Consider the following 13,450-nt stretch of genomic DNA (forward strand, 5'->3'; position numbering starts at 1 on the left):
TATAATGTAATACATATAGAACCAGGTAAATTCATGAGCGCTTCAAAAATTAAAAATACGAATAGAGCTTCAACTAATCTTAATATTATTGAAATTAAAGAATTTGATGTTTTAAAACAAGAAGTTTCAAAATATATTAAGGATGAAAACATTATTAATGACATTCATAAAGCATATATTTTTGCTGAAAAAATGCATGCAACTCAAAAAAGAAAAAATGGTGATCCTTATATTTACCACCCTTTATCAACATCTTATTATTTAGCTCAACTGGAAATGGGACCAAAAACTATAATTGCTGGATTGTTGCATGATGTAATAGAAGATACCCCAATTACTAAAAAAGAGATCTCTGATATGTTTGGAGAAGAAGTTGCTGAATTAGTTGATTCTGTAACAAAAGTAAGTTTTTTTGAAGAAGATAACAGAGAAAAAATTAAGTCGGAGTATTTAAGAAAGCTTTATATATCTATGGCAAAAGATATCAGAGTTATTATTATTAAAATTGCTGATAGATTACACAATATGTTAACTATATCTAATATGTCTTTAGAAAAACAAAAGTTAGTAGCTCAAGAAACTTTAAATATTTATTCTGCAATTGCGCACAGAATTGGAATGAAAAATGCTAAATCTAAATTAGAGGATATGTCTTTTGCTGTTTTACAGCCAAAAGATTTTCAATACATTGTTAAGTTGCTTGATGAAAATAAACAAACAAGAGAAAAAGATGTTGAAAAAACAATTAATAATATCTATGAATTTTTAACAAAAGAAAAAAATGTAAAAATATTAGCTATTTTTGGAAGAGAAAAAACTCATTATTCTATTTATAGAAAAATGTCAGTTAATGGTAAAGAATTCGAACAAATTCACGATTTAACTGCTATTAGAATAATTACAAAGTCAATTGATGATTGTTATAAAGTTTTAGGTTTTATTCATCAAAAATATATTCCTTTATCTGGAAGGTTTAAAGATTATATAGCAACACCTAAAAATGGGGTTTATCAATCATTGCATACCACAGTAGCTGATAACAATAATATGATTTTTGAAGTTCAAATTAGAACTAATAAAATGGATGATGTTGCTGAGTCAGGAGCTGCAGCTCATTGAAGATATAAAGATAACGAAATTGTTGATGTTGCTAAAAGGCAAAAAGAAATTGACGAGCAAATTGATGTTTTTACTAGAATTTTAGACATAACAGATCAAGCTGATGAAAATGAAAATAATAAAGATTTAGAAAAACAATTACAACAAGATATTTTTGCTTCAACCATTTATGTGCTAACTCCTAATCAACAAGTTATTACTTTGCCTTATGGTGCAACTGTTTTAGACTTTGCTTATAGAATTCATACTGAAATTGGTGAAAAAACAACTGGTGCTAAAATTGATGGTTCATTTTCACCAATTAATACAGTTCTAAAATCTGGTCAAGTTATTGAAGTTAAAACTTCAAGCAAACAACAACCAACTCATGAATGACTAAAAATCGTGATCACTACGAATGCTAGAAATAGAATTAGAAAATATCTTAATAATAAGTTTAATGAAGATAAAGGTTTTGAAAACGAAAGAAAAGAAGCTGCGATTAAAGCACAGCACATTATTAATTCATTTATAAATCAAAAAGATTGAAAATGAAAGAAAATAAGTATAGATCAAACAACTGAATTAGTTAAAAAAGACGGATATGCAAGTTTAGAAGAATTCTTAATTTCAATTGCTCGTGGAGAATTTCCAATAGCTGAAGCTGTAGATAAGTATTATGTTAATCAATCTTATTCTAAAGATGATGAAACACTTAGAACAATTGCATCAAGAACAATAAATGATAAAACACTAAAAAATGATATTGTTATTGAGGGAATAACAAATATTAAAACATCAATTGCAATATGTTGTTTGCCAATTCCCTATGAAGATGTTGTGGGTTATGTTACAAAATCTGGAAACGGAATTAAAGTTCACATGCGCAAATGCTTTTCATTAAATTCATTAGTAGAACAAAATAAAAGACTTGTTGAAGTTAAATGAAATGAAGCTGTTACAATTAATAATACCTATAGAACTAAAATCCGCTATTTTGCTACAGATAGACCTAATCTTCTTTATGACATATCAAGAGTGCTAACTAATTCTAAAGCAACAACTATTAATATTAAAATGGGAGTTGATCCTAAAACACTTATTGCTTCTGGGGTTTTAACTGTGCAAGTTAAATCAGTTGAGCAATTAAATCAAATCATCGCATCAATTAAATCATTAGCCAACTTAATAGATTGTGAAAGAGATGTTAAAGTGATAGACTAAAACATCTTTTTTGTTTTTTTGTTTTAATTATTAAATAAGGACAAAAATGTCCGGAGGTAATTATGAATAAAGATATGTATAATATTGAAAAGTTTAGTGATGATGAAAAATATAAATTTTTTAAGGAACTAAAACCAGTAGTATTGTTTGCTATAAAAAGAGCATATAATAAATTTGATTCTATTCCACTGGAAATCGAAGATATGGAATATTATGCTTGAGAAGCTTATAATGACTTAATAAAAATTTATTATAAAAGAAAAATGCGTAAAAGTTTTACTAGTTGTTTGGTTGATGCTGTTTATTGAAAAACATTAAATATATGTTCAAAATATGTAAATAATAAATTTAAAATAGTTAATAATTGCATGAGGAATGCTAGTTTATTAAATGATGATTATCATTTAAATATAAATTATCATGATGAAAACCAAACAGAATTGATAGATAATGTTGGTTGAAATGATTTGTTAGATAAGTATTTTTCTAAATTCAAAACCGATTTAGAAAGGCGTATTTTTAATGAGCATGTTAATGGAACGCACTTAACAAAAATAGCAAAACAAGAGGACATCTCTATTTCTAAAACAAAATCTACATTGCAAAAAATAATAATTGATTTAAAAGAGGTTATAAATAGTAAAGTTTTTTAAGTAAAAAACATATAAAATATTTGTTATAAAGGTGGTGTGAGATGAGTTATTATTATAAACCTATTATCAACTATACGTCTCATGCACTACAAAGAGCAAAAGAAAGATTAAATTTAAAAGATAAACCAGATTGAGAAGTGAAAGCAGCAATTAAAAAACATATGCAAGCTTCTACAAAATCTTTTGATCAAAAAAACACAGTTTATGTATCAGCTTCTAATAGTGATATATATTTTGTTATTGATATGAACACAAATACTTTAATAACAGTTACTAAAGTTTCACCTGAAAAAATGTTAAGTTTGTATGGAGGTTAGTAAAAGTGATTATTGGTATTTATGGAACAATAGGTAGTGGTAAATCTACATTTTCAAAAAGATTTGAAAAGTTTGGTTTCACTTTATTGGAATGTGATAAAATTTCATCTGAAATAGTTAATAATAAAAATATTCAAAAGGCCTTACAAAAAGTTTTTCCTCAATGCTTTGAAGATAATAAACTTCAACGACATGAATTAAGAAAACTGATTTTTAATGATGAAAATGAAAGAGTTAAATTAAATGCTATTGTATGACCTGAGTTAAAAAATTATCTTATAAAAACTGTTGGAGATAAAAATAAAAACTTTATTATTGATGCAGCTTTATTACCAGAGTTAGAATTAGATATAGATTTGTACATAGAGATCAAAACTTGTTTTTGAACTGCTACTTATAGAATTTTTAAAAGAGATAAAAGGCCCAAAAAAGAAACACTAGGTATTTATTTAAAGCAGGTTAAAGCATTATCAAAATTTAAAAGTATTGAAAAAATAAAAATAAAAAATAATTTTTGAAATAAAAAATATAAAGACAAACAAATAACAAAATTACTTTTACCATTGACTTAATTAAGTTTAATTATTTTTTTTAATAGTAAAATATAAATATGAATAAATCAGGAATTATAATTGTAGACAAACCAAAAGGAATGTCTACAAATAAACTAATACAATTGCTTAAAAGAAAAATGAATATCAAAAAAATTGGCCATGCAGGAACCTTAGATCCTTTAGCTACTGGTTTAGTTATTTGTTTATTAAATAATGCAACTAAATTAAGTGATTATTTTTTAAATGAAAACAAGAATTATGAATTTGAAATAACTCTTTTTAAGTCAACTTCAACTTATGATGCTGAGGGAGAAATCATTAATCAAGAAGAAACTCGAGAAATAGAGTTACAAACCCTGAATGAAGTAATTTTAAAATTTGATGGTTTAACTTATGACCAAGAACCCCCAATTTTTTCTGCTATAAAAATTAATGGAAAAAAACTTTATGAATATGCTAGAGAAGGCAAAGAAGTTGAAATTAAAAAAAGAAGAATAACAATCAATCAATTAAAACTATTATCTTATGACAAAAAAAATAACTCAATTAAATTACAAGCTAATTGTTCAAAAGGCACTTATATAAGATCTTTAGCTTGTGATATAGCAAACTCATTGAAAACAATAGGTTATGTAAGTGAACTTAGAAGAATGCAGTCTGGTCAGTTTTTAATTGAAGATTCAAAAGAACTAGATAAAATTGATGAAAAAGATATTATAAATATATATGACTCATTAAAATTAGCAAAATTATCAATTGTTCACTTAAACGAATTAGTTGATGTAAATAATGGTAAAAAAATAAAGTTAGATTCAGAAGATAAAATAGTTTTTATAAGCGATAGTCATCAAAATGTTTATGCTTGTTATGAAAAAATAGAAAACGATATTTATAAATGTAGACGTGGTGGGTTAAACGATGCAAGTAATTAAAACAAAAATAAAAAATTTAGAAAAAATAGCAAGTAATTCAATTATTACAGTTGGCATGTTTGATAGCTTACATATTTATCATCAAATGATTATCAATAAAGTAGTTGAAATAGGAACAAAAGAAAATTTGTTTAGAATCATATTTACTTTTAATAAAAAGCCAGGAAAAAAAGATTATGATTTTTTTCTAAACGAGAAAGATAAAATAAAATATATTCAAAATAAATTTGAAATCGACTTTTTATATATTATCGAAGTTGATGAACAGTTAGCTAATAGTTCAAAAGAAGAATTTGTAAATATTCTAAAAAATAAGTTAGGTGTTATCAAAATAGTTGAGGGCAGTGATTTTAAGTTTGCTTACAATCAAACTGGTGATGTTAATTATTTAATAAAAGAGTTTGGAATTGACAATGTAATTATTTTTCAAAGAAATAATTCAGTCTCAACCAGTGAAGTTAAAAAGAAAATTAAACAAAATAATTCACAAGATATAATTGATATAATTGACATTAACTTAATAAAAAAAGGATAAATGATATTGTTTTATTTTTAAAAATGTTTTATAATCTTTAAAGTGACAGTTCACCAGAGGTAAGATTTTTTCCCAAATCTATCTATGATGCAACAAAAAAATCACAACAAAGGGGAAACATGATTTCAAAACAAAGAAAAGCTGAAATTATTAGTGAATTTGGAGGTAATGCAAATAACACAGGTTTAGCTGAAGTTCAAATTGCATTATTGACTGAAGATATTAAAAATATGACAGTGCACTTACAAGATCATAAAAAAGATGTTCCAACAAGAAGAACACTTTTAAAGAAAGTTGCTCAAAGAAGACACTTATTAGATTTTTTAATTAAAAACGATGTACAAAGATATAAAGATATTATTGCTAAGCTTGGTTTAAGAAAATAATAATAATTTTTAATCAAGCATTTAATTGACACATATAGTAAAATGTAATATTATATTTATGTGTTTATTTATTGCAGGTGTAGTTTAATGGTAGAACTTCAGCCTTCCAAGCTGACTGTGAGGGTTCGATTCCCTTCACCTGCTCCATTTATTAAAAATCCAAACAACCTTAGGGTTGTTTTTTTATTTAATAGTATAATTATATGTATATGAAAATAGATAGTGATAAAAGAATAGATTTTGAAAAGTTAAGAAAGTTTGATCATGAAAGAACAAATATATTTATAAGTATTTTGTTTGAAACTTTTTTTGTGATTATTCCTTTTTTAGTTATATGAATTTGCATAGGCCCTTTTTGAAACTTGTCAGTTAATGAAGCATCAAGGTTTAAAAATTATTATGATAATTTACCAGCTAGAGAAGTTATACTGATATTCATAACTTTTTTAACAATTTTGTTTGTAGTTTTACTTAATTTCATTTCATACTATTTAAAACTTCAAAAAGAAGATAGTTTTACATTTACACTAGCAATTTCTTTAATGTTTTTTAGTTTTATTGTAAATGATATTTGAATATTCAAAGTTTCAATGTCATTTATTTGACCAGTTAGGTTAGCTTTAATGTTTATATTTGCTTTTTTTGGAATATTAATTGGTGTTTTCATAACTACATTTCTAAGAAATAGAAGATTTTTAATTGAAGAAGAAGATGAGAAATTTTTCATAGAAAATTATAATAAAAAAAATTTAACTCAACAAGAGCTAAAAAGATTAGAAAAAGCTAATAAGTTTCATAACGATATAATTGAAAAAAACAATCGTTATGAGTTAATGATTATGCAATTTGATAATAAGTATGAAACTTTTGTTTCTAATAAAAAACTTAAAAAAATGAATGAAAAAGAAAAGAAGTTAAGAAATAAAAAAAATAAAAAATAGATTAAAACTATTGATAGTTTATTTTGTTAAAATATAAATAATATAAGATAAGAGGTAACAATGCATTCTATTAAAGACTTTAAAATTAAAAATAATAATTTGTTTTTAAGAGTTATTTCCGGTGCTGCTTTATTTTGAATATTTGGTCTTTATGTAGCTTTTGCAGTTTTAAATAATGAATTGTGGGTTCAACAAGGCTCAAAAAATTTAAGTTATGTTTTTGGTTGGTTATTTATAATTGCATCAATTGCAATATTAGCTGCTACTTTTGTTGAATTATTCAATACATTTAAATTAAAAAAAGTATGAGCTAAATTTTTTTTAATAATTTTTGGTACATTATTATATTTAATGCCATTAGGCGATGCAGCATTTTTAGCAGACGGTATATTTATCTACAATTTTCATAAAGCAGCTATTATCTTTTTTGGTAATCCATTTTTTCAATTTGCAGTTTTTTTCACTTTAATAGGTGCAATGTTTTTTGTTCTGAAAATAATAAATTATAAAACACTTGATGCTTTGTGAATTGTATTTATAGGTTTAGTAATTGTATTTGGATTAAAAGGTTTTACAACAATTTGTTTATCAGTTGATTATACTGATAAAAATGGATACTCTGCCATTAATATGGGATATATAACTGGGGTTTGAATATGAATAGGCATTATATTAACTGACACTTTTGCATATTTTTTTGGTGGTAAATTTGGTAAGCATAAAATGGCACCAAAAATAAGTCCAAAAAAAAGTTGGGAAGGAGCCATTGGTGGATTTTTATCATCAACTATTATTTTAATTTCACTATCTGTAATGCTACTGCTTATAAAAAGTGATTATAATGTATTTAACGTTTTTGTTTTTGCTGAAATTTTATCACAAAGTCAAATAATAACGCTTTATGTCTTATTTGCTGTTCTAATTTCTATTACTTGTCAATTTGGGGATCTTTTCTTTTCTTTTATTAAAAGAAAAATGGGTATAAAAGATTTTTCCAATATAATTCCTGGGCATGGTGGTATTTTGGATAGATTAGATTCTTTCATGGTGGTGTTTTCTTTAATGTTTTTTATAATATTAATTGATTCATTTATAGGGTAATTTTATGAGTGTGTTATTTTCTTTATTAATGATTGTTGTGGGCGTTGTAATAGTTTTAGTTCTTATCACGTTACATGAATTAGGCCACTTTTTATTTGCTAAATGATCTAAAGCTTACGTTTTTGAATTTTCTATTGGCTTTGGACCAAGACTTTTTACTATTAAAACCAAAGAAACATGATATTCAGTAAGAATATTACCTCTTGGAGGTTTTGTTTCTATTGCTAGTGATTTTTCCCCACCACCCAATGGTAGGGAAGAAGAATTTGCAACCATTCCTGATGAACGCAAAATTGATTATGCTGTTAAATGAAAAAAGGCATTATTTATTTTAGCTGGACCAATAGTCAATTTATTTATTGCTTTTATTTTGATAATGTCAGTATTTTTATCAAATGGATATAAACCAAATGATATGAATTCAAATGGGCAAATATTTGCAAAAGATTCTGTAGCATTAAAAATTATTCAAGAATTAGAACCAAATCTTGAAAGTGATGCTCAAAATATAGTTTTAACAGGAATACAAATTAAGTGAAATGAAGATTTAAAAAAAGAAAAAGATTTTACTTCAACTAAATATTCTATAATGGTACAAGAGGTATCTGATTATTTAAGCGAAACAAATAAATTAATCAAAACTGAACCTGATTTTTTTTCAAGTATTAGCTTAGCTTTTAGTTATCAACAGATAGATAAATATACACAAAAAGTTAATGGAGAAATTAAAGACACTGGTTTAAAAGAAGTTGATCAAGATATTCTTGAAAATTGAAAAAACCAGAAAGTTATGAGAATTGGGATTCAACCACCTCACAAGTATTTTAAAAACAATTGGTCTGCTTTTGGATACAGTTTTGTTGAAACATGAAATCAAGCAATATCTTTAATAAAAGGGTTAGGATCATTTTTTACTGGTCATTTTAACGCGATTAGTGGGCCGTTGGGGATGTTTAATACTTCTGGGGCAACTACATCTGTTAAAACTAATTATGCTTTGTATATTGCAGGTATTTCAGCTAATTTATTTATGTTGAATATGCTGCCATTTCCACCACTTGATGGTTTTAAGTTTTGAGAAGCATTAATTGAATGAATTACCAAAAAAGAGATGAATACTAAACTTAAAACTATTGTTTATATAGTTGGGGCTATATTCTTATTGGGACTAATGATAATTGTTACAATAAAAGATATTATAATTTAAAAAGAAAGAAGGATAAGATGGACTCAAAACTAATAGATTTATTTACAAAATGTAATATTAATCTTGAAGATACTGAAATGGCATACTTTGATAAAGCTACCCTACAAAAACCAGTTTTAAAAACGCAGAAAAATAAAATTCATTGTAAAATATCAGTTAAAAACTTTTTACCTGTAAGAATTTTAAATAAAGTACATCATAATTTTGTAAACAACCCAAGTATTCCACTTAAGTTAATTTTAGAAGTTAAAAATCAAAGATTAGATAAAGAACTTATTTTAGAATATATTAATTTTATTAAAGAAAATAAGGCTCAAAATAAGACTGTTGTGTGAGAATTTGTTTGTGATAGAGATGTTAAATATAATAAAGAGGAAAAATGTCTATATTTTGTTGTAGACTCTAATTCATTGAAAGATCAACTTGAAGATGAATTAAAATATTGTTTTGCAAAACTAATACAATTCGGATTTGAAGATCTTAAATACTATATTGAAATAGAAGATAATAGTGCTCAATATACTCAAAGCATTTTAGAATTTGAGCAAAAATCAAAAGAACAATATCGTCAAATATCTCAAAACAAATATTCTACAAATCATTCTATTACTAAACAAGAATATAAAGCTTATGCAGTTAGTTTAGAAAAACCAACATATGATTCATTAGCTGATATTGAAGATGATGCTCAAAATATTGTTATTCACGCAAAAGTAAACAAATATGAAATAAGAGATTCAAAGGCACCAGGTAGAAAAATCTATAAAATAGCGGTTAGTGATGAGCATTCTTCAATTAATGCTATTTATTTTAGCAATGGTAATAATCTAGAATTTTTTGAACCTTTGACTGAAGAAGAATTAAACTCACCAAAAATTGAAGACATTAAAGCTAAAAAAATTAAAGTTGGTGATTGGGTGGCACTTAAAGGAAAAACTTCTTATTCACAATGAGATAAAGAGCAGAACTTTATTATTGAAAAAATAGGAAAAATTGAAAAAATAGATCACAAGATTGTTGATGATTATGAAACCAAAAGAGTTGAACTACACACTCACACTAAAATGAGTGCAATGGATGGTGTTTCATCAATTCATGATTATTTACAATTAGTTGATAATTATGGGTGAAAATCTTTAGCCATCACTGATCATGTTAATGTACAAGTTTTTCCTGATGCGTATAATGCATTAAAAAAAATAAATAAAACAAAATCTGAGGATCAAAAAATTAAATTGATATATGGTCTTGAAATGAATATGATTGATAAAAACAATTTATGATTAGTTAAAAATCCTAAAGGCGTAAAACTAAATGAAACAAAAATTGTGTTTTTTGATTTAGAAACAACAGGTTTATCACCAGAAATGGATGAAATTATTGAATTTGGAGCTATTGTTTATGATCCAGTTAATCGTACTGAAAAAAAACATAGTATATTTTTTAAACCCAAACAGCCTTTAAAAAATTTTATTAAAGATTTGACAAAAATCACTGATGAAATGTTAGAAAAAGAAGGAAAAGATATAATTGAAGATTATGGTCAAATTCATGAAATAATTAAAGACTCTATATTAGTAGCGCATAATGCTAATTTTGACTTAGGATTTTTAAATAATGCATCAATAAAAGCGGGATTTGGTCCTATACAAAATACTATTTTTGACACCTTAGCTATTGTACGTTTAGCAAGAACAGATTTTAAATATTTTAGATTAGGGTTTATTTGTAAAAAATTTGGAATAATGTATGATGACACTATTGCTCATAGAGCAGATTATGATGCTGAAGTATTATTTAATTTGTATCAAAAAATTGTTTTTTACTTAAAACCAAGTTTAAATATAATATATGATCATGACTGAAATAATTTAATACCAGTTAATGATAAAGAAAATAATAACTTAAAAAAATCTAGAGGTATGCATATAAACATACTTGTAAAAAACCAAGTTGGTTTAAAAGAATTATTTAAATTAGTTTCTATATCTCATACTGAAAACTTTTTTAGTGAACCAAAAATATTAAGAGAAAAAATTTTAGAAATTAGAAAGAATAATAATATTTTAATTGGAGCTGGATGTGTTAATTCAGAGATTTTTGATTTAGCTAAAACAGGAACATATCAACAACTTGAAGAAAAAATTAAATTTTATGATTATGTAGAAATTCAACCATTGTCTGTTTATAAGCATTTAATAGTTAATGAAACACTTGATATTGAACAACTTAAAACTTGCATTTTAAAAATAATAGAATTAGCTAAAAAACACAATATTACAGTGGTTGCTACAAGTGATGCTCATTATACAAGACCTGAAATGAAAAAAATTAGAGATGTTTACATCAATGCTAAAGGATTAGGAGGAATCAGACACCCACTATTTTCTTTTAAAAATAAATCTAACAATATTGATCATCCTGATCAGTTTGTAAGAACAACCAAAGAAATGCTACAAGAGTTTTCATGATTAAATGATGAAAAGTTAATAAATGAAATTGTTATTAAAAATACTAATGCAATATCTGATCAAATAGAACCAAACATTGATATTATTAGACAAGGTTTGTTTACACCAAATATTGAAGATGCTAATCAAAAACTAAAAGATTTATGTTATCAAACTGCTCATGATCTTTATGGTGAAAATTTACCAAAAATTGTAAGTGAACGTTTAGAAAAAGAATTAAATGCAATTATTAAGCACGGATTTGCAGTTGTTTATTGAATATCACACTTATTAGTTAAAAAATCTAATGAAGATGGATATTTAGTTGGTTCAAGAGGTAGTGTTGGTTCTTCTTTTGTCGCTACAACAAGTAAAATAACTGAGGTTAATCCATTAAAAGCTCATTATCGTTGTTTACAATGTAAGTATTCAAACTTTGATACACCAAAAGAAATTGTTTGTGGATATGATTTACCAGTTGCCAATTGTCCGAATTGCAATATTGAATTAGTTGGTGATGGACATGATATTCCTTTTGAAACATTTTTAGGATTTGACGGAGATAAAGTTCCTGATATTGATTTAAACTTTTCTGGTGAATATCAACCAATTGCGCATAACTTTACTAAACAAATGTTTGGTGATTATAATGTTTTTAGAGCTGGAACAATTTCAACTGTGGCTGAAAAAACAGCTTTTGGATATGTTAAGGCCTTTTATGAAGAAAATGATTATGATGAATCAAACATGCCAAGAAAAGTTGAAATTGAAAGACAAGCTAGTCAAGTTGAAGGTGTTAAAAGAACAACTGGACAACATCCTGGGGGAATCATTATTCTACCAAAAGAATATGAAATAGAAGATTTTACTCCAGTTAACTATCCAGCTGATGATACGACTAGTTCATGATTAACCACACACTTTGATTTTCATTCAATTCATGATAACTTATTAAAAATGGATATTTTAGGTCATGTTGATCCAACGGCTTTAAAAATGTTGTATGATTTGACTGGAGTTGATCCAATTAAAATCCCAACAAATGATAAGAAAGTTTATTCGTTATTTAGAGATTTGTCAGCATTAGGTATTAATTCAAATGAAATTAATGGTGAAACAACAGGAGCTTTTGGGCTTCCAGAGTTTGGTACAACATTTGTAAGAACAATGTTAAGTGAAACTAAACCTTCATCATTTGCAGATTTAGTGCAAATATCAGGTCTATCGCATGGAACTGATGTATGAATTGGAAATGCTAGAGAACTAATTAAAAATGAAATTGCAGATATTTCTACAGTTATTGGTTGTCGTGATGATATTATGGTTTATTTAATGCGCCAAGGAATTGATGCAACTTCTGCTTTTAAAGTTATGGAATCTGTTCGTAAAGGGAATGGAGTTCCTAGTAAATTTAAACAAATGTTAAAAGATTATAATATCCCACAATGATATATTGAATCATGTGAAAAAATAAAATATATGTTTCCTAAAGCACATGCAACTGCTTATGTTTTAATGGCTTATAGAATAGCTTGATATAAAGTTTATTATCCTGCTGAATATTATGCAACATTTTTATCAACAAGAGCTGAAGCTTTTGATTTAAAAGTCTTTTTAGGTGGTTTAGAATCAATTAAAGAAAAATTAAATGAACTAACATCTATGAAAAAGAGAAATATGCCAATAAGTGCTAAAGAACAAAATTTAATTCCTATTTTAGAAATAGGATTAGAAATGTATAGTAGAAATATTAAAATTAAAAATATTCATTTTGAAAAATCTGAGGCTTTTAAATTTAGAATTGATATAGATGAAAAAACAAATGATAAATACTTAGTTCCTCCTTTTAATATTATTGATTCATTAGGAGAAGCAGTGGCCATGTCTATTGTTAATGCTAGAAAAGAAAAACCAATTGTTTCAGTGCAAGACTTAGAATCAAGAACAATTGTTACTAAAACACAATTAAAAATATTTGGTGATTTAAAAATTTTAGATTCACTAGCAGAAGATAATCAATTATCATTTGAATTATTTTAAAAAGGAGAAAAA

The 13,450-nt window shown here is 25.6% G+C and carries 11 protein-coding genes and 1 tRNA gene; all 12 read left to right on the forward strand.

Annotated features, from left to right (window positions below; all coding sequences use genetic code 4):
* Positions 1-33: 33 nt before the first annotated feature.
* Positions 34-2,322: a RelA/SpoT family protein gene (locus tag EELLY_RS03855; RefSeq protein WP_104206141.1), complete on the forward strand. Its 2,289-nt coding sequence runs from the start codon at positions 34-36 to the stop codon at positions 2,320-2,322.
* 62 nt (positions 2,323-2,384) lie between these two features.
* Positions 2,385-2,975, forward strand: coding sequence for a hypothetical protein (locus tag EELLY_RS03860; protein WP_104206142.1), 591 nt, complete (start codon positions 2,385-2,387; stop codon positions 2,973-2,975).
* 41 nt (positions 2,976-3,016) lie between these two features.
* The gene (locus tag EELLY_RS03865; RefSeq protein WP_104206143.1) at positions 3,017-3,292 is read left to right on the forward strand and encodes a hypothetical protein; all 276 of its coding nucleotides are present in this window, start codon (positions 3,017-3,019) and stop codon (positions 3,290-3,292) included.
* A 5-nt stretch (positions 3,293-3,297) separates the two neighbouring features.
* Positions 3,298-3,864 (forward strand): dephospho-CoA kinase, encoded by a 567-nt coding sequence (gene coaE, locus EELLY_RS03870; protein WP_181021059.1) that lies wholly within the window; start codon positions 3,298-3,300, stop codon positions 3,862-3,864.
* Between the two features lie 38 nt (positions 3,865-3,902).
* Positions 3,903-4,778 carry a tRNA pseudouridine(55) synthase TruB gene (truB, locus tag EELLY_RS03875; protein WP_104206145.1) on the forward strand — a complete coding sequence of 292 codons (876 nt, stop codon included), beginning with the start codon at positions 3,903-3,905 and terminating at the stop codon, positions 4,776-4,778.
* Positions 4,765-5,313, forward strand: coding sequence for a nucleotidyl transferase family protein (locus EELLY_RS03880; RefSeq protein WP_104206146.1), 549 nt, complete (start codon positions 4,765-4,767; stop codon positions 5,311-5,313). The genes truB and EELLY_RS03880 overlap by 14 nt, the downstream gene beginning before the upstream one ends.
* A 119-nt stretch (positions 5,314-5,432) precedes the next feature.
* The gene (rpsO, locus tag EELLY_RS03885; RefSeq protein WP_104206147.1) at positions 5,433-5,699 is read left to right on the forward strand and encodes a 30S ribosomal protein S15; all 267 of its coding nucleotides are present in this window, start codon (positions 5,433-5,435) and stop codon (positions 5,697-5,699) included.
* 73 nt (positions 5,700-5,772) lie between these two features.
* Positions 5,773-5,846: transfer RNA gene (locus EELLY_RS03890), tRNA-Gly, on the forward strand.
* A gap of 62 nt (positions 5,847-5,908) precedes the next feature.
* Entirely contained in the window at positions 5,909-6,640 is a 732-nt protein-coding gene (locus tag EELLY_RS03895) for a DxFTY motif-containing membrane protein (protein WP_104206148.1), read from the forward strand.
* Positions 6,641-6,700: 60 nt separating this feature from the next.
* Complete coding sequence (locus EELLY_RS03900) at positions 6,701-7,741, forward strand: phosphatidate cytidylyltransferase (RefSeq protein ID WP_104206149.1); 1,041 nt, start codon at positions 6,701-6,703, stop codon at positions 7,739-7,741.
* 4 nt (positions 7,742-7,745) lie between these two features.
* Complete coding sequence (locus EELLY_RS03905) at positions 7,746-8,948, forward strand: M50 family metallopeptidase (RefSeq protein WP_104206150.1); 1,203 nt, start codon at positions 7,746-7,748, stop codon at positions 8,946-8,948.
* Positions 8,949-8,965: 17 nt separating this feature from the next.
* Complete coding sequence (locus EELLY_RS03910) at positions 8,966-13,438, forward strand: PolC-type DNA polymerase III (RefSeq protein WP_104206151.1); 4,473 nt, start codon at positions 8,966-8,968, stop codon at positions 13,436-13,438.
* Positions 13,439-13,450 lie beyond the last annotated feature (12 nt).

Source organism: Entomoplasma ellychniae (genome assembly GCF_002930155.1).
In the GTDB taxonomy this organism is placed as follows: domain Bacteria; phylum Bacillota_I; class Bacilli_A; order Mycoplasmatales; family Mycoplasmataceae; genus Entomoplasma; species Entomoplasma ellychniae.